At 47.4% G+C, this 17,489-nt stretch carries 15 protein-coding genes; 6 read left to right on the top strand and 9 right to left on the bottom strand.

Annotation, left to right across the window (positions count from 1 at the left end; all coding sequences use genetic code 11):
* Positions 1-10: 10 nt before the first annotated feature.
* A complete protein-coding gene (locus tag KQJ23_RS05270; protein ID WP_216477627.1) occupies positions 11-598 on the bottom strand; it encodes a TetR/AcrR family transcriptional regulator in 588 nt (195 codons plus the stop codon).
* A gap of 266 nt (positions 599-864) precedes the next feature.
* Between KQJ23_RS05270 and KQJ23_RS05265 the strand changes: the two genes are divergently transcribed.
* The gene (locus KQJ23_RS05265; RefSeq protein ID WP_249529508.1) at positions 865-2,061 is read left to right on the top strand and encodes an MGDG synthase family glycosyltransferase; all 1,197 of its coding nucleotides are present in this window, start codon (positions 865-867) and stop codon (positions 2,059-2,061) included.
* On the opposite strand, the gene KQJ23_RS05260 is transcribed toward KQJ23_RS05265, so the two are convergent.
* Positions 2,052-2,891: a cell wall hydrolase gene (locus KQJ23_RS05260; protein ID WP_216477626.1), complete on the bottom strand. Its 840-nt coding sequence runs from the start codon at positions 2,889-2,891 to the stop codon at positions 2,052-2,054. The genes KQJ23_RS05265 and KQJ23_RS05260 overlap by 10 nt on opposite strands.
* Positions 2,892-3,161: 270 nt before the next feature.
* On the opposite strand from KQJ23_RS05260, the gene KQJ23_RS05255 reads away from it, so the two are divergent.
* Positions 3,162-4,859 carry a methyl-accepting chemotaxis protein gene (locus KQJ23_RS05255; RefSeq protein ID WP_216477625.1) on the top strand — a complete coding sequence of 566 codons (1,698 nt, stop codon included), beginning with the start codon at positions 3,162-3,164 and terminating at the stop codon, positions 4,857-4,859.
* 72 nt (positions 4,860-4,931) lie between these two features.
* Here KQJ23_RS05255 and KQJ23_RS05250 read toward each other — a convergent pair whose 3' ends face one another.
* Together KQJ23_RS05250 and KQJ23_RS05245 are read right to left on the bottom strand one after the other, a co-directional pair.
* Positions 4,932-5,396 carry a Dps family protein gene (locus tag KQJ23_RS05250; protein ID WP_216477624.1) on the bottom strand — a complete coding sequence of 155 codons (465 nt, stop codon included), beginning with the start codon at positions 5,394-5,396 and terminating at the stop codon, positions 4,932-4,934.
* A 259-nt stretch (positions 5,397-5,655) separates the two neighbouring features.
* Entirely contained in the window at positions 5,656-6,033 is a 378-nt protein-coding gene (locus tag KQJ23_RS05245) for a DivIVA domain-containing protein (protein WP_216477623.1), read from the bottom strand.
* 195 nt (positions 6,034-6,228) lie between these two features.
* Between KQJ23_RS05245 and KQJ23_RS05240 the strand changes: the two genes are divergently transcribed.
* Entirely contained in the window at positions 6,229-7,167 is a 939-nt protein-coding gene (locus KQJ23_RS05240; protein WP_430522278.1) for an MraY family glycosyltransferase, read from the top strand.
* A gap of 108 nt (positions 7,168-7,275) precedes the next feature.
* Here KQJ23_RS05240 and tatA read toward each other — a convergent pair whose 3' ends face one another.
* The gene (gene tatA / locus KQJ23_RS05235) at positions 7,276-7,464 is read right to left on the bottom strand and encodes a twin-arginine translocase TatA/TatE family subunit (protein ID WP_216477622.1); all 189 of its coding nucleotides are present in this window, start codon (positions 7,462-7,464) and stop codon (positions 7,276-7,278) included.
* A gap of 101 nt (positions 7,465-7,565) precedes the next feature.
* Here tatA and ytaF point away from each other — a divergent pair, with 101 nt between their 5' ends.
* The 3 genes from ytaF to KQJ23_RS05220 all read left to right on the top strand — a co-directional run bounded on the left by ytaF (position 7,566) and on the right by KQJ23_RS05220 (position 9,607).
* Positions 7,566-8,213: a sporulation membrane protein YtaF gene (ytaF, locus tag KQJ23_RS05230; protein ID WP_346779346.1), complete on the top strand. Its 648-nt coding sequence runs from the start codon at positions 7,566-7,568 to the stop codon at positions 8,211-8,213.
* Between the two features lie 145 nt (positions 8,214-8,358).
* The gene (locus KQJ23_RS05225; RefSeq protein ID WP_216477620.1) at positions 8,359-9,291 is read left to right on the top strand and encodes a hypothetical protein; all 933 of its coding nucleotides are present in this window, start codon (positions 8,359-8,361) and stop codon (positions 9,289-9,291) included.
* Complete coding sequence (locus KQJ23_RS05220) at positions 9,254-9,607, top strand: NHLP leader peptide family RiPP precursor (protein ID WP_346779345.1); 354 nt, start codon at positions 9,254-9,256, stop codon at positions 9,605-9,607. The genes KQJ23_RS05225 and KQJ23_RS05220 overlap by 38 nt, the downstream gene beginning before the upstream one ends.
* A 36-nt stretch (positions 9,608-9,643) precedes the next feature.
* Here the strand turns inward: KQJ23_RS05220 and KQJ23_RS05215 are convergent, their stop codons facing one another.
* The 4 genes from KQJ23_RS05215 to KQJ23_RS05200 form a co-directional block, all read right to left on the bottom strand.
* A complete protein-coding gene (locus KQJ23_RS05215; RefSeq protein WP_216477619.1) occupies positions 9,644-11,539 on the bottom strand; it encodes a sensor histidine kinase in 1,896 nt (631 codons plus the stop codon).
* Positions 11,540-11,806: 267 nt separating this feature from the next.
* Positions 11,807-15,028: a cellobiose phosphorylase gene (locus tag KQJ23_RS05210; protein ID WP_216477618.1), complete on the bottom strand. Its 3,222-nt coding sequence runs from the start codon at positions 15,026-15,028 to the stop codon at positions 11,807-11,809.
* A 13-nt stretch (positions 15,029-15,041) separates the two neighbouring features.
* Positions 15,042-16,382, bottom strand: coding sequence for a glycoside hydrolase family 30 protein (locus KQJ23_RS05205; protein WP_216477617.1), 1,341 nt, complete (start codon positions 16,380-16,382; stop codon positions 15,042-15,044).
* Between the two features lie 72 nt (positions 16,383-16,454).
* Entirely contained in the window at positions 16,455-17,462 is a 1,008-nt protein-coding gene (locus KQJ23_RS05200; protein WP_216477616.1) for a LacI family DNA-binding transcriptional regulator, read from the bottom strand.
* Between the last annotated feature and the right edge of the window lie 27 nt (positions 17,463-17,489).

Genomic DNA, 17,489 nt, shown 5'->3' with positions numbered 1-17,489 from the left:
ATAAGTATTCTCACAATGACCTTTCCGGAGATAAGCCGCCTGCGACGAATCGCTGAACGAATTCTTTAATCTGCTCCTTGCTTAGCGGCTCATGGATTTTGTTCCAATCGGAAGTGAGAGCAATATACAGCTTCATCAGGACAAAGGATACCACCTTGGGATCAAGCCCCGATACTTCGTTGCGCTGCATCGCCCGCGTCACCTGCTTCTCGAGATAATCCAGAATAGCATGCTCTATCGTCTCCAGACCTTCACGCGCCTTCGGTGTCCCGAAATCGCGGACCTCCTGGAACAACTTGATCAGCAGATTATGCTGAGCCCGATATTCCAGCAATTTATCGACCGTATGATACAGGTTATCGAAGAAAGTTCGGTCATCCCGCAACTCTTCCTCTGCGATCCGCCGCATATCCAGAATGACGGAGCGAAGAATCTCATCGAACAGCTCTTCTTTGTTCGTAAAAAAAGTGTAGATCGTCCCTTTGGCGACATTTGCGATTTTGGCCACCTGGTCCATCGTCGTCGCTTTATATCCGAATAAAGCGAACGATTTCTCAGCAGCTTCAACGACCAATCTCCTTCGATCTACTACAGCCATGATCGGCACCTCCTTACTAAGATAGAACATGAAATGACTAAAAATCAATTTTGGTCATTTGGTCATAAATCACTTTAACACGCCTATATCTCATTTGCAAGTGGTATTTCATGCAAGTTTCATTTTAGTTTTCACTCGTACTTAACGCTTTGCTTAATCCCCGACTTTAGTCCAGCCCGTGACCCGCCCGCAGCCTCTGTACCATTTCTGAACAAAAAAATAAACTGGAAATGCGGGTGAATCTTTACTCCGCAAATCCAGTTTGAATGATGCAGGTGATACCTATGCTCAAGAAGCAAACCGCGCTGATCCTCTCCGAAGGTTTTGGCTGCGGACATACTCAGGCCGCTCATGCACTTGCCGCCGGCCTGGAAATAACGGATTCACGCATTCAGGCAAAGGTGCTTGAACTGGGTTCCTTCTTAAACCCAAGGATCGCGCCGATGATTCATGCAGCTTATCGGACTGCGATCTCTGCTAACCCCGGAATGATCGGCAAGCTATATCGTAATCAATATGAGAAACCGCTGGGCGGATTCTCTGTATTAGCCCTACATAAATTATTTTACAGCCAGGCTTACCGGACCATCCAAGAACTGAAGCCGGACTTCATTATATGTACCCACCCCATTCCATGCGCGATTGTCTCACGCTTGAAGGAGTCCGGGATGGATATCCCGATGTACACTTTAATTACAGATTATGATGCCCACTCCTCCTGGATTCATCCCGGTGCCGATTGTTATTTTGTCTCCACCCCTGAAGTCCGGAGTCTGCTTATGCAGCGGGGAGTACGTAATGAAGCCATTCAGGTGACAGGCATTCCTGTGCACCCCGATTTTTGGACCAAGCAGGATAAGGATCTGGTTCGGAGTCAATTGGAATTGGCAGATCTGCCTACGGTACTGGTAATGGGGGGAGGCTGGGGGCTGCTGTATAATGAGGCATTAATCAAGACCATCTCCGCTTGGAGGGAGCATGTCCAGTTTATCTGCTGCACCGGCAGCAATGACAAATTGGCGGCAAGGCTGAATCGACTTTCGGAGCTGCAGCATCCCCATATTCGGGTGCTTGGCTTCACCACAGAAATTAGCAAATGGATGGATGCCTCCGATCTGCTGGTAACCAAAGCGGGAGGTATGACCTGCACCGAGAGTATGGCTAAAAGATTACCTATGTTGTTCTATGACTCCATCCCGGGACAAGAGCTCAAGAACCAGGAATACTTTGTCAAAATGGGATATGGTCTTACTTTGTCCTCTACGGATCTGCTGGATCAGTTGCTCGCTCAGGCCTGCTTTGGAGCGCGTCATGAAGATGGCGGCCCCTTGGCGGAAATCTGCAAATTCACCTCCCGCAACACGTCGCCTTCCCCGTATCGCCCGGATCTTTGCGTCAGACAAATTGCAGGAATTCTAATGCCGAAGACGCAGGAACAGAGCCTGAGCCAGGCTTATTTATAGAAGGTATGGTTACCGATGGCTTTTGCTTCATCCTTGGTTTTAGCGATCGTCAGATCGCTGGCCAGCTTCAAAGACAGGAAATAATAGGTATCATCGGTAACTTCCTTTCTACCGTTCAACGCTTCATTAACTGCAGCAATTGTCTCCTCATCCGCTGTAACTCTATTCAGTCTGCCATTATGAACCGGACTGAATTGAGACTTTTGATAGATTACCTCTTTAATAGTGTCGGGGAAATTAGCTGACCGTAGCCGGTTCAAAATTACATTTGTAACCGCAATCTTGCCTTCGTACGGCTCGCCCTCTGCCTCTGCCATGACGATTTTCTGTAGCAGCAGCAGTTCTTCATCAACCAGAGCGTAGCTCCATTGAGCATCCTCCTGCTCAGCTGGACTCAGCAGCTCGGTTCGGGTGAAGAATAATTTGTCGGGGGGACCTGCAGGCTGAGATATCTCTTCGCCATTCTGCAGGGACTTGTTATTATTTTTTTGCAGCAATATTCGTTCCCTATTCATTTCCTCGAGCATGGCACAATGACTGATCCCTATCTCCTCTGTTATTCCTTTCAGTTCAAGGGTAATCAGATGGGGCATGAAGGATAGCGCGTGTTCTGCACTACTATCTCCTTGTATAGGCCTCTCCACTAATAAACTTTGTTCCCCGACAGGTGATGCTTGCAGACTTGCAGGAACTAAAATATGAACCGAGCCGGACTCCAAAGCCTTTTCTGGCACAGCTTCATCTTCTCCCAGTAAACAGATAGATCCTGCTCCTACCAATATCACACCAAGTAATAAAGCGACATAAGAATTTTGTCGAAAAATTTGCATTTCAAACTAGACCTCCTACACCTATCCTAAAACTTTCTATCTCTCTTTTTTATGTAACCGCAATATTAACTTTTGAATACTTTACCCCGGAAGTTAACTATTCTGTTTTACATTCTTCTTACGCATCATGTCAAGTTCGTGAATATGATAACATTGTTCGATTTTTCGACACAGAACCTGAATATAGTCCATTTTGCTCATATCACATCCTATATATAATGATGCATGTAGCATTTAGTACCATATCTTATATGACTGGGGATAGTCCACATGGGATTTGCTAAAAAAATAACATCAGGAATCATTGCCGTTCTAATATTAGTCAGCGCACTAATCGGCATTTTCAGTTACGAGACGGCCTATCGTCAAGTAGAAGAATCTGTCGGTATCGAGACTGTCGGTTGTGCGAATATTACAACCGGCCTCGTCGATCCGGCCGTCATTGCCAGCCTTGCCCAAGGAGACAACAGCGGACTTGCAGCTCTGGAGGACCAGCTCAACTGGACCGTGGATCATAAGTCGCTGTTCAAGGAAGTATTCATCATGTCGCTCGATGGGACAATCCTGGCCGCTGACCAGAATCTGAAATCGCGCGGTTATCAAGCCGGGGATGCTTTTTATTTTGATGAAGCAGATCGTGAGACCATTCAAAGCACCAAGCATTCCGTATACACCAAAATCTACTCCTTCGACGGTGCCGATCTTCTCAGCGGATATGGTCCGATCTACCAGGATCATGATCATACGAAGGAAATTGTAGGCCTCATGGTGATTAACTTTGACGCGTCGATCATTCAGGAACGAACCTGGGAAATCGTCACCTTGCCATTTGCCATTGGCGCCGGAGTGTTTTTGCTGGCGATCATCGTAACCTACATATTTATCCACCGCATGGTTCGTCCGCTGGAGAAGCTGTCGCGCAGCGTCAACCGGGTTGCCGAAGGAGATCTGTCTCTGAACGAGCCTCCGCTGACGAGCAAGGATGAAATCGGTAAATTGTCCAGAGATTTCGCCCATATGACCTCTAGCCTTCGCCAGCTTATCTCAGAAGTAAATGAAACCTCGATGCAGGTTGCTGCTTCCTCAGAGCAGTTGTCTGCGAGTGCAGAAGAGACCGGACAAGCCGGAGAGCAGACTGTACATATTATTCAAGATTTGGCGGACGGCGCAGAGACACAGCTTCTGAGCTTGGAGAAAAGCTCGTCAGCGCTTCAGGGGATGTCCAATTTCATTGAACAGATCGTAGGCAAGGTCGACAGCGTCTCCAACGAAGCCAACGTATCTGCCCAAGCCTCCAAGGAGGGAGCTACCTCCATGCAGCTTGGTGTCACCCAGATGGACAAAATCGATCACAAGATTACGTCACTGGCTTCCAGCATCGATAAGCTCAGCGGACATTCCAAGGAAATCCAAAGCATTGTCGATGTCATCACCGGAATCGCCGCAGAGACGAACCTGCTCGCCCTGAATGCTGCAATTGAAGCAGCACGGGCCGGAGAAGAAGGCAAGGGCTTTGCGGTCGTTGCCAACTCCGTTCGCAAGCTCGCGGAACGTTCAGCATCCTCTTCGCACCAGGTCGGTGAATTGATCAACCTGATTATTCAGCAAATGGAAGCTACTACAGAAACAATGAGTGAAGCTACCCAGGAAGTGAAGCTCGGAACCGATTTAGTGGATAAGGCCGGAAGCTCGTTCGAGGTGATCTATCAATCCAACCAATCCTCTGCAACTGCAGTAGAAGAGGTCCGCCAAACCGTCCGCCAGTTGTCACAGAACGCCCAGCTCCTGGTTCAGTCTATGGAACAGCTCGTTCATTTCGCCAATGCTACAGTAGATGGGACTCAGACAATTTCTGCGGCCTCTCAAGAGCAGCTGGCAGCCATGCAGGAAGTGGATACTTCGGCAACCTTCTTGTCCAGCTTGTCCGAGAAGCTTCATACGCTGATCGAGCGCTTCAAACTGTCCTGAACATAGAGAAACGCCCCGCAGATGGTACTGGCGATTGCGGGGCGTGGAATATGCGGCTATCGTTCCGAATAATTATTTGCCCAAGTATGCACTCAGCATCCAGTTATGCTTCTCAAGTGAAGTCAGAATGCCGAGCAGAAGATCGCCGGAAGCTTCATCTTGAGCTTCCTCCGCAGCATTCATTCCTTCTTTCAGTTCATTAGCAAGCTTCTTGAAATCGTCGATGACCGCACTTACCATCGCTTGCGGAGATTCTCCTCCTGCTGCTTCGGCAATAGTCGCAATCGAAAGCGAGTCGCGAAGTGTCGCTACAGGCTTGCCGCCAATGGCGAGCAGACGCTCAGCGATTTCATCGATGTAGCCTGCCGCTTCATCATAGAGCTCTTCGAACTTCTCATGAAGGGTGAAGAAGCTTCCTCCTGTTACATACCAATGGAAATTGTGGAGCTTTGTATACATTACCGTCCAGTTAGCAATCTGAAGATTCAGATGTCTTTCCAACGCTACTTCATTTTGAGTTAGGCTTTGATTTGTCATGATAAATATCCTCCATTTATTTTTTCATTTTCAACAGCTCGCTTAGAGCATGTGAATCATTTCTTTAAATTTAGACTAATTCTAAATCCTGTATTTATCTTATCACTTTGTTTCTGAAAGTGCAATCTTTAAAAGATGAACATCCTATGAAGAAGGGTTGTCCGCTGATCTTCAATAATGAAGTCTGCTCCTGTTGAGCAGCCCCTATTCATATTCTCGCAAATGTATAAAAAAATGCCGCAAGACTGCGGCAGAATTGTTAATCTCGAATCTGAATTTTTAGCTGCTCCAAGCTACGCTCCAGTTGACGTATGCCGTCTTCAACGATTCTTCTGTCCACCGATTGTGTCGGGTCGAGCGCAGGCTTACGCATGGCATTCGCCTTCTTCTCTTCTTCCCAGTAGGCTTGGCGGCGCTGAATTTCTTTATATTTATCCAGCAGATCAGTAATGATATCGTAAAAACGCTCGTAGTCCACGATCACATCATCTAGAAAGCGGTCAACCTCTTCCTTTTCATAGCCTCTCATCTTCACGTCAAAGTCTTTCTCATGAATCGTCAATGCATTTAATTTAATTCCGAGCTGTTTGAACAGGCCTTTCTGGTCTTCCAGCTTACGTGCATAGTCATCCTGCATGTATATCCCTCCGTACCCTAAAGCATGTGGTTCCTTAATACCTTATATAATGTACCATAAATATGCCGGATTATCGATGTTATGCCCCTGCGCGTAGGTTGGATGTTCGACAACTTTCCCAAATGTTCTTATAATAGAGCTAACTAAAAAACTTGCTTGTGGTGGTGACTGATCATTTTATACCTATACTCATTCTTGCTATCGTTCCTGATTGTGTACTTTCTTATCCCGCCCCTTGGCAAACTTGCCTTCCGTCTGGACTTCGTAGATAAGCCTCGTGAGGATGTTGAGCGCAAGCTGCATCGCAAGCCGATCCCGCTGACTGCGAGTTACGCCATCTTTATCGGTTTCTTTGCTTCCTATTTGCTGTTGACAAGAGACTTCTCCATGGAGACCGGAGCTTTATTCTTAGGGGGAGTTCTATTGCTCGCCATTGGGACTGTGGATGACTGGTACAAGACCAAAGGCAAAGACTTTCCCGCCCTTCCGAAGTTTGCCGTTCAAGTCTCGGCTGCGGTACTCGTATTCTTCTCGGGGATTTCTTTTACGGGCTTCGTAAATCCATTTAGCGGAGACTATGTCCTGCTCCCGATCTGGTTGCAGTTTATACTGACTATTCTCTGGATCTTCGGAGTAACTACGGTCATTAATTTCTCGGACGGCCTGGACGGTCTTGCCGGAGGCCTGTCGGCGATCTCGGCTGCTACCTTATTTATAGTCGCCTTAACCAAGGGACAAACGACATCTGCAATGCTGTCTATTACACTAATCGGTGCGGCTCTTGCCTATCTGCGTTATAACAAGCCGCCTGCGAAAATATTCATGGGCGATGCCGGAGCAACCTTCCTGGGCTTTATCCTTGCCGTAATTGCTCTGGACGGCGCATTCAAGCAAGCCACTGTCTTATCGTTGTTTATCCCTGTACTTGCACTCGGGGTTCCGATTTTTGATAATTTATTTGTCGTAATCCGGCGCTTCCTGCAAGGGAAGGCGATCTATGAAGCTGATGCCAGCCAGGTACACTATCGCCTGCTTCGGGCAGGTTTAAATGGCAAGCAGGCTGTCATGTTCCTTTATCTGATCAGCACCTGTCTGGGTCTCTCTTCAATCATTCTTCTATTACTGCAAGGATGATTAAATTGGATCTTATATGACAGTATTCTTAATATGACGCTATATAGAAACAGGATGTCCCCAACCAGCAGAAGATACTGCTTCGGGACATCCTGTTTTTATTTTCGGTCAAGATTTATTCGTCTCTTGCACGGGCTGAGCCTCCTGCGGCTTCTGTTCATCGTCATCTCCGCGAGCGCCCTTCTTGAATTCCTTAAGCATCGTCCCAAAGCTTCGTCCCAATTCCGGAAGCTTGCTCGGTCCGAATAAAAGCAATGCGGCAATAACCAGTAACAGTAAATGAGTAGGTCGCAACAAATTTTCAAGCACCTTTGTCACCTCTTCGCCATATTTTTGTTAAAATTATACTACACTATTCAGATAACGTCGACAAGAAACCAATTCCTGCTTCTGGGCATATGCTGTGGCATCAAGCTTGCAAAGGAGCGAAATACATGGATATGCTCAGCCTGTTGGCTGCCATTATTATCGGATTGGCTTCTAACCTGGATAATGCAGGAGTCGGAATTGCTTACGGCGTTCGAAAAATACACATCCCCTGGTTCTCCAACCTGATGATCGCCGTCATCTCTTTCCTTGCGACTTTACTGTCAGGCATGTTCGGAAATTGGCTTGCTCTATGGATCCATCCCTGGATTGGCCAATGGATTGGAACCATTGTCATCGTCTCCGTAGGAGTCTGGGTACTGCTGCAGCCCTATGTCGAGAAGAAGCAGGCCATGAGAGAACGGGATGCCTCCGTATTAACCCGGCTGCTCCGCAACCCTGAGGAGGCCGACAGAGACAGTTCAAAGACGCTAAGCCTTGGAGAGTCGGTTCTGCTTGGCCTTGCACTTGCAATGAACGCGCTTGCCGGCGGATTCAATGCAGGCATCACTCATCTGAACATCTGGCTCACTTCCCTATTCGTCGGCGTTTTCAGTTATCTTCTGCTTGCCTTCTGTGCCGGACTGGGAGAGAAGTATGCTGCCGACAAGTTAGGAAGCCGAGCAACAGTCATTTCCGGATTACTCCTCATTCTTATAGGCATTCATCAAATCCTCTGAGCCCGCCAGGAGATTGTTCCTGCAGGCTCTTTTCTTCCATTAATCTGGAATGCGGATACAAATTTAAGTTTTACCGGAATTCATGGTATTCTATTCTTGCAAAATAGATTTCTGGATCGGCCAATTTAGAGGGGAGGTTCATATCTTGAAGTGGCTTTCAAACTACGAGAAAGAGCTTGACCTGGCGTTCTCGGAAGCAGAGTCGATTCTGTCCCGGCTTCCCGCTCCCTTTAGCAAGCAGGGGGTGGATTATTTAGACAAGTTCCATGCGCTGAAGGAACATCGTTCCAAGAATTACATATGCTATTTACTCCCGTTCTGGCTTCAATCTTTGACCGGAATCCATCAGGAGACATGCCGACGCATTGCGGTAGCTAATTTATTCAAAATGATGTATTTTCATTTAATTGATGCTTGCATGGATGATCCGGATACAGACGCAGCGCAGCAGCTGACTCTGGCAGAATTTATTCACATCGAATTCATTAAGACCTACCAAGAATGTCTGAAGGATCATGCGGCCTTTTGGGTCTACTATAAAAAGTATGTCTCCGAATGGGCTGCTGCTGTATCCACCGAAAAAGTTGCAGACTTTTATTATGAGAACCCGGTGCGGATGGGTCATAAAGCAGCCCCGGTCAAATTGAGCGTGGCTTCTTCCATGATTCTTGGGGGACGCGAACAAGAGATTGGCATGTTTGAGTCGGCCGTCGACACGGCCTTGGTGACGCTTCAGCTTCTGGATGATTGGGAAGACTGGGAAAAAGACCTTGAGCAAGGCAGCTACAATTCATTAGTTTCTGTTGTACAAGCCCAATTAAACCTCCCCTCAGGGACACGCCCTTCTCCGGAGGAAGTCAGAAACGGCATCATGGTCCATGATGCATTAAGCGAGCTGTCAGCCCTGGCCAATCGCAACCACGAATCTCTTGAAGCCATCAGGACCTTGGCACCGGATCTCTATCATTTTCACTATGATCTGGTTAAGAACCTCAATGACGGGGCACAAGATGTTATAAATAACAGACGCATGCTGCTCAATGGGGGACTTGGGTACTGGCTCGCAAAAAACATCTAATATTGCTAGATTAGCAGGTATTATGGTATACTTAATAGGAAAATATAACCATTTTAATGGAAAGGGTGATCTTATGACAACAAGTGCTCTTCAATCACAAGTAATTGAAAAGGCGTGGCAAGACCCGAGTTTTAAGGCAAAGCTTCTTGCAAATCCTAGAGAAGCTATCCAAGAGGCATTGGGAATAGCTCTACCGGAACACATCAAGATTAAAGCTGTTGAAGAGAATTCTGACGAATTCTACGTCGTACTACCACCAAGCCCTTCCAAAGCGATCAAATCCGACATTAAACCGCAAGTCATTTGGGGCAACTAGAATTGAGGGAGTAGGGATACAGGAAGCTTCGAGTCCTTATGCAGGATCAACTGCCGGGAAACGAACAATAGCTTCCGTCCCTACTCCCTTTTCACTTTTAAACTGAATACGCCCGTTCATGACCTCGATAATCCGGAAAGTAACCATCAGACCCAGTCCAGTGCCCTTCGTCTTATTCGAGAAATATGGCTCTCCAAGACGTGCCAGAACCTCTTCCTCCATGCCTTCACCGTTATCCTTGATATGAATGCAGACTTCCCCCTTCTCTTCATAAGCCCATGCTTGAATTTCCCCTTCTCCATGCAAGGATTCTATACTGTTCTTAATAATATTAATAAAGGCTTGCTTGAACTTGGAGGAATTTCCCCTGATATTTAAATCTTTTGGAATTTGTACGGATATTCTGCCCCCTTGTAAGTTAGCCATCGGAATTAGAATTCCCTCAATATGGATAAACTCATTCAATACATTGAGGGTAGCAATTTTGCCTACTTCCGGTTTGGCAAAAGTCAGAAAGTCCGTAATGATGTTGGAGGCTCTATCCAATTCCTCCAGTGCCATACTCAAATAAACCTTATCGCTGGAGTTTTGCTTGGCCACAAGCAACTGAAGGAACCCTCTCGTTACCTGAAGCGGATTGCGGACTTCATGTGCAACAGAAGCCGCCAGTTCACTGATAATCTCCATCTTTTCGGAACGCTGCAGCTCATTATTAAACATTTCCAGCTGTTTTGAATACTCTACTACCTGATCGTGATTTTTCGCAAATCTCTTTCCCAAAATGATAATTAATGTGATCAAGAAGCACACGATTCCCCATTTCCACAGGTAGAGCTCGTAATAGGCCTCCTTGAAATAGAACCAGATTAACTCTCCTAACCCCAAGCCAGAGAAAATGGCAAATCCGATCGAGAAAATAATCGCCTCTTGATTCCCGCGTATGGTATAGATTGTAGAGACCGCGATCATCAGAATAAACTGTACAATCATAACCAGACCCAATAATGTTTCGGAAAAGCCTCCGTAAAGCTTGTCTATTTTGCCATTACACGCCAAATTAATGAACAAAAGTATGATGCAGAGTGTTGAGTACCCGACTTGAAATTTTCGATACTTTGTAATGATGGACTTATATCCTTTACCAAATATGCCTTCAAAAAAGAGTGTGAATGAAGGTAATAAAATAAATAAGGACAGGTCAAACAAAGCTACATAAACATTTCCCAGAGCCCCATACAAGGAATAAAGGAAAGGTGAATAGGTAAGCACAATGGTTCCGGCGGATAAAATAACAAGACATAATGAGAACCAGCCTGACATGTTTTCATTTTTCAGAAACAGCGAGCAGATCAGCATTACTACGGCGACAAAAATCAGGGCACTGCCAATAATAAAGTCGACAATATTATTTTTGATATATGATTTTTGCAGTTCTTTATAGTCTCCTACCAGCACATTTCCTTGCAGACCTATTCGTTTCAGCGAATCAATTCCGATGTAAACTGAATCTTTATCCTGAGATCGGTCGAGCGGAAGCAAAATCGTATTAACCCCATATCTATACTCTCTTTGGGATTCATAAATGGTCTCATCATTTATCCTAATAACAATGTGACTTCCATAGATTTTCTCGAACAAAATCGCCGGTGACAACGATGAAATCAGAGGAGCATCAATTTTCACCCATTGCGCCTGAGCCCCCTGAGGGCGCTCGGGCGTCGGATCATTCGCCTCGACATGTTCCCAATTTTGGGTCGCTTCCAGTTCTTCTGCACTCATTTGAGGATCGAAATCATCGGTCCAAGCAATCTGCCATCCAGGAATCGTCTGCTCATCTATATTATTTCTTCCGGGAAATTCAAGAAATACTGCACAAAACACAACGATGCTAAGCACCATAAAGATCGAAAACGCCTTTAGAAACCCCTTCATTCCAGCACCCCTGCCAAAATTATTATGCATTCCTCTTACTTCGATAATATGACCAAAAATACCTTTATTAACTTCAATAATATGGTAAAATTACGAGGTTTTATAGCTTTTATACACCAAAATTATTTTACCTTTAATGGAATATTAAATCCATGAATAGTTTTAGCGAATAAAAAAATCTGCTTCCGCAAAATAAGAGAGAGCCTCTCAACATGATGCGTTGAGAGACTCTCTGATTTATCTGCGGATGATACCGAATTCAAAGACTCAGGCCAATTCTGCTGTAATGGATTCCACCAAGCCGTTACGCACTGCTTCAGCCAGCGAGCCTGTAATGGCGTTACCGTCGAGATGAACCTGCTGTCCATCTCTCTTCACTACCGTCATACTGCGGATTGCAGCGGCGTTTCCGCCGAAGGTATCACGACGATCCGGATTACGGTATGTGACTTGTGTGCTTCCCAGGAAGGTAAAGGATACTTCTCCCTGATCATCAAAGAGCCATCCTGGCAATGCAGGATTCAGCTGCAACTGCAATTCTCCGCCAGCCATACGGAAAATATGCTTCCCAGCCATCATCATCACCCACATGCTGAGGAATTCAGCGGTCGAACCACTGAGTCTGGCGACGAATCCTCTGCCATGAACCTCGGGATCCGGGTTGACGCTTGAAGCGATAAAGGAGGAGTTCTCCAGGGTGCTGCGACCGTACACTGCCGGATCCAGGAACGGGATCAGCGATGTTTTCATCTCCGCGAAGAAAGCTTCCTTCAGGCCATTCTTAAGCAAGGAAAGCAAATACTTGTAGCTCATATGCAAGAAAATGGATTCCCGCTCCAGCCAGCCCGGCGTAAACGCGCGAATGCGGCCGATCTCATGAGTCTCTTCATCAAGGCTTACCGAGGTCTTGTACATGCTAAGCTTCTTGTCGAACAGATCACTGCTGCGAATCACTTCATAGGCTCTTTGAGCCTCTTCCGGATCTTCAATCGTCTTCATCCAGCGCGCCGGTCCTTCCAGGAAGTACGGCAGCGGACGAACCGCAAACTTCTTCACGGTTGCCTTAGGCAGGCCGTATCCGCTGATCTCCGCTGCTCCCTGCTCATTCAGTACCGGTTCAAATTCAGTGGCTTCGAAGGCAAAATAAGTCGGCGTCAGGCCGTTGCCCAGCTTAACTGCCTCAGCAATCCCCTGATTCACTTTGCTCAGCATATTCTGAACCGTGCTCTCCAGCTCTGACAGGCTCAGCTTGCGCTCCACTCCGCTGATGCCAAAGCGAATCCGATCCCGGTATACCTCGCGGGCGAATGATGTCTGATCCCAATAGGCGAAGGAATCCAGCTTGCCGTCCAAGTGGCTGCTCAGCAGTTCCTTCACTTGGTCAAACAAATCGGCGATTTCCTCCGGAACGTCAGTGGTATGCGCTCCGTACTCCTGGACGGCTTCCAGGACAAATTTCAGCATCCGCTTCAATTCGAAAGTCTCGCTCATACCTGATCCGAACAATCCAGGCAAACCGTTCATCGCATCATTCCAGCCCGGCTTATTCCCTTCCATTTCAATTCCCATGCCAAAAGGATCCAGGGTTGCAAATTTGACAAGGGACAGCGACAGCACCTTCACGAACAGGTTGGTCTGGTACGCCTCTCCACTGCCGTGTGCGGTTTTCAGCCAATGCGTACCCTTAGGCGTAATACCAAGCTTCTGCAGCTTCTCCTCATCATGAACCAATGAACCATATTGGCGCACCTGTCCATTGTTCAGCACATATTTTTCGCTGCGCGGCAATACTCTCGCCGGACTATCAAAGAAGGTGTAGTCATCCTCTTCAAATAACAGCTCCGCCTTACGATCCGGGAAAATATCCAGATAGCTGTCAATCAGATCCATATTGTACGTCCAGTGATCCGACCAGTATCCTTCGCCGAAGTTAGCCTCAATATTTTGCTTGGCCAGCGAGAACACACCCGTGAGGAATTCCTCTTCGCTCACATTCAGTCCTACTCCATGGCTGGCAATATAAGAAATCAGCTTGCCAGGCGTGAATTTAGCATGACATAGCGCTGCCAATTCCTCACGATGATCCTGAACAGCCTTGTCCAGCCAGGCGGACAGTTCGCCGGACCGCTCCTTCTCTATCTGAAAGCTCGTGCCTTCAACCCCAAGCGGGTTATAGCCGTCTGCCTGCATCAGACTAAAGAATGTCTTGATATTGAACGTGCCCACTCGCGGGTTAAAGTAAATATCGCTGCGGCGGTTTTGGTTGGCATCGCGGAAGTTGCCGTTCCCTTGCGAGTAATACTCCGGCGCAATAGAGAAGAAATTATAATCCCGCTCAAGATCCCCGTGCTTTCTGGAATAGAGATGGATCACAAAGCCTTCCTTTCCATTCTCAAAAATAAACGGGTAGCCCCCGCGCAAGAAGTTATCGAGATAATTCTGCTTGCAGTAGGCATCAAAATGCGGCATCGAGGTCTTGGTAGCAATATCGGCCGTGAGGTTCTCAGTCAACTCCCGTGCTTCCGCAAGCTTCTGCTCCACATAAGCCGGTGAGGAGATATACCGCGCCTTTTCATTCAGACGCTCCACGCTGTCAAAGTGGCCGATCAAGGTATATACCTGCTTTGTCTCACCCGCAGCCAGGTCAGCTGTAATTGCAGAAAATCCGCAAGGGACCTTGTTCTTGCAATATTGAGGCTTCTCAAGCAATTCTGCCAACGATGAATCTGCGAATCCATCAGGATAGGCAAGCGAAGTGTTCGCTCCAAATACCAATTCAAAGTCTGCAATAGGCGAGAAGCGTCTTCCTTCTTCGTCAAATGACAGGTAAAAATGACCGCTGCGCACTTCACTAACTTCCGCTTCGTCATGCGTACTGGAACGATTGCGGTAATACGGGATCCCTTCTTCCAGGTTATCGACTTCCATCCAGCTGCGAAGCAGGTTGCCGATCTCCTTGTAGCCGGAGTTCTCTACACCGAACGGCAAGATCTCTGGCAGACCATCGAGCATTTCCAGACTAATCGCCTCACCGGAAATATTGGTCAGCTCCACTTTACGAACCAGTGCGGCATAATCATCATTCGGGATGTGAAAGTAAGTAACCTTGATCTGCAGTCCCTTCGCTTCATTGCGCTCCTCGATCACGAATTCATTCGCTGAAATGCGCATCGTCCGCTTGGCCGAAGCGTCAGGATAAGCATTTTGGAACGGCTCATAAATCAATTCCTGACCCTTCAGCTTCACAAACGTCCGGAAGCCCTGCATCGATACCGATTGATAAGTGATATTGGCAGGGGAAAATTCCATGATCGGGCTGTTCTTGTCCCGGATTCCGAAGCTGCATACGCCTTGACCGCGGTTTACATAGAAGGTCCACATCGGTATGCCCTTGAGCCCGGCCAGACCCGGCAAGAAGCTGGAGAACGGCTTCGCTTTGTCGAACTGTTCAATCACGAATGTTTCTTTTTCAAAACCATATTTTGGCATGGGGTTCATCTCCTTATTGTTTAATAAGATAGGTTGCGATCGAATGAGCGGATAAGTTATCCGATACGGAATCGGAACCCAGCTCTAAAGTAAAGTCCTGGGCCGCATCTCCTTCATTCTGAACAACGACTGCGATGCTTCCGTCTTCATTTTTAAAAGCTGTCATGTATAGATTCGTAATGTCCGATTCCAGGCCGATCCGAACCGCTCCCGGACGAATATACTTGCTGAAATGGCCGATGTAATAGTACGAGCTATTATAATGAACCGTATCCGTAGTCGTATCGGCGATAATCGGAGCATCGCATAAATTGTTCACATGATTCGGTCCGCCCGTCTCATCGAGCACCAGATTCCAGTCCAGATATCCTTCGGTCCAGTTGTTCAAATCGCCGATGATGTTGCGTCCGTAGCGTTCGCCGGTGAACCATTCGCCCAGCTTGACGCCGCCCTCCTGACAGCCTTCTGTAAAGAGCAGATGCTTGTCGGGGAACAGCTCGTGGACCTTGCCCACTTCCTCAAAGGCTTCGCTGACATACCAATGGAAGCCGGTGCCCCATACATACTTGGCTGCTTCCGGATCAGACAGCACAGCAGAAGCGCGTTCCACGATCAGATCCCGGTTATGATCCCAGATCAGAATGTTCACATCTGCCAGTCCTTCGCGATTCATCGTCGGTCCAAGATGATCACGGACGAAATCCCGCTCCTCTTCACCGCTATAAATACAGGAATCCCAGGTCTGTACAGCGGCCGGCTCATTTTGCACCGTAATCGCCCAGATAGGCACCCCTTCTTCACGGAAAGCCTTAATGAATTTAGTATAATAAAGCGCCCATGCTTCTCTGAATTCCGGCTTTAATTGGCCGCCATGATTCATTTCTCCATTTGTCTTCATCCAGGCAGGCGGGCTCCAAGGAGAAGCCAGCATCGTGATATCTTGACCCGCAACCTTAACAGCATCATGGATGAGCGGCAGCACCCATTTTCGTTCGCGGGAAATATCAAAGGTTTTGAGCTCAGTATCATTGTCTTCCACATACGTATAATTGCCTAAAGCAAAATCACAGCTATGAATATGCACCCGGCCAATCGTGTAACCGAGGCCTTGTTCGGGATCGAAATATTTCGAGACGACCTCGGCTCTCTTCTCCGGACTGATTCGGGAAAGTGTATAGGCCGTTGCCTCCGTAAAAGCGCCTCCAAAACCAACAATGGATTGATACGTCCGGGCAGGATCCAGCTTGATGTGAGCCTGACCCTCTGCGGAATTTACTCCGGCTGCCAATTCACCTTGATAAGCCAGCCGTTCTCCGGAATCCCGGGAGGTTAGCACTTTCGTCCACTTCGCCATGCAAGAATCGCTCCTTTATCTTTTTTCGAAACCGGTTTCGACTTTGCCGAAAAAATAATATTTTCTCTAAAATCATTCAATGGCTCGGCATGAGTCTCTGGCAACAAGCTCTACCGGGATCACTTCCGAAGAGATCGTCGTACCGCCTTCTATTGTATAGATTAACATGTCGGCTGCCTTATTGCCAAGGGCATGGGTGTTCTGGCGAATCGTTGTCAAAGAAGGGGTCAGAAAACCGGCCATCGCAATATCATCAAAGCCGATGATAGATATATCCCCCGGGATGCTTAGGCCATGGTCCTTGATCGCCTGCATCGCCCCAATAGCCAGATTATCCCCGGCAGCAAATACCGCCGTCGGAGAATCAACCGCTTGCAACAGCTGTTCCATCGCAATTTTTCCGCTCTCAATGGTATAGTCATAGCTTCCTTGTATGATGTGCTCCTCACAAATAGGAAGCCTAAGCTCCTGCATTGCTTGAAGGTAGCCTTGCATACGCTTGACGCCGGCAAAAGTGTTGCCCCCGCCGATGTGGCCGATCTTGCGATGACCAAGATCATACAAATATCGAACAGCACGAATTGAACCGTCCAGATTATCGGAATAGACCGTCCCTTTGATCTCTGATTCCTGATCAAGCAAGACCATGGGAACATCCGAATCCAGCAGCTCTGTAAAGTCCGGATCACTGTAATCCGGCAAAATTCCGACTACTCCATCCACACCTCGAATTTTACAATGCTCCAGATATCCGCTCTTTTTGCCGCCAATATCCTTGGAGATGAACATTAAATCATATCCGCGCGAGGTCGCGATCTTTTTAAAGCCTTCAATAACCCCTGCGAAATAAGGATGCAGCATGCCAGCGCCAGAGGACTCGTTATAGAGTACCCCGATCGTCCAGGAGCGCTTCGTGGTAAGCGACCGGGCATGTGCATTCGGCAAATAGCCAAGCTGCTCCGCCGCCTCCAGAATTTTACGGCGAGTCTTCAAGCTGACGTCCGGGTAATCATTGAACACCTTGGATACGGTGGTTGGAGAAAAACCGGTTAATTTAGCAATATCATAAATCGTGATCACTTGGTCAAGCCCTCCTGCAACAAGACA

The sequence above is a fragment of the Paenibacillus brevis genome (assembly GCF_018919145.1).
Taxonomy (GTDB): domain Bacteria; phylum Bacillota; class Bacilli; order Paenibacillales; family Paenibacillaceae; genus Fontibacillus; species Fontibacillus brevis.
The sequence above is the reverse complement of the archived record's forward strand: the minus strand, read 5'-3'. Positions and strand labels throughout refer to the sequence as shown.

Coding starts and splice junctions, on each gene's coding strand:
- KQJ23_RS05270 (WP_216477627.1), bottom strand. CDS start 598: ATGGCTGTAGTAGATCGAAGGAGATTGGTCGTTGAAGCTGCTGAGAAA.
- KQJ23_RS05265 (WP_249529508.1), top strand. CDS start 865: ATGATGCAGGTGATACCTATGCTCAAGAAGCAAACCGCGCTGATCCTC.
- KQJ23_RS05260 (WP_216477626.1), bottom strand. CDS start 2,891: ATGCAAATTTTTCGACAAAATTCTTATGTCGCTTTATTACTTGGTGTG.
- KQJ23_RS05255 (WP_216477625.1), top strand. CDS start 3,162: ATGGGATTTGCTAAAAAAATAACATCAGGAATCATTGCCGTTCTAATA.
- KQJ23_RS05250 (WP_216477624.1), bottom strand. CDS start 5,396: ATGACAAATCAAAGCCTAACTCAAAATGAAGTAGCGTTGGAAAGACAT.
- KQJ23_RS05245 (WP_216477623.1), bottom strand. CDS start 6,033: ATGCAGGATGACTATGCACGTAAGCTGGAAGACCAGAAAGGCCTGTTC.
- ytaF (WP_346779346.1), top strand. CDS start 7,566: ATGCTGTGGCATCAAGCTTGCAAAGGAGCGAAATACATGGATATGCTC.
- KQJ23_RS05220 (WP_346779345.1), top strand. CDS start 9,254: ATGGGGGACTTGGGTACTGGCTCGCAAAAAACATCTAATATTGCTAGA.
- KQJ23_RS05215 (WP_216477619.1), bottom strand. CDS start 11,539: ATGAAGGGGTTTCTAAAGGCGTTTTCGATCTTTATGGTGCTTAGCATC.
- KQJ23_RS05210 (WP_216477618.1), bottom strand. CDS start 15,028: ATGCCAAAATATGGTTTTGAAAAAGAAACATTCGTGATTGAACAGTTC.
- KQJ23_RS05205 (WP_216477617.1), bottom strand. CDS start 16,382: ATGGCGAAGTGGACGAAAGTGCTAACCTCCCGGGATTCCGGAGAACGG.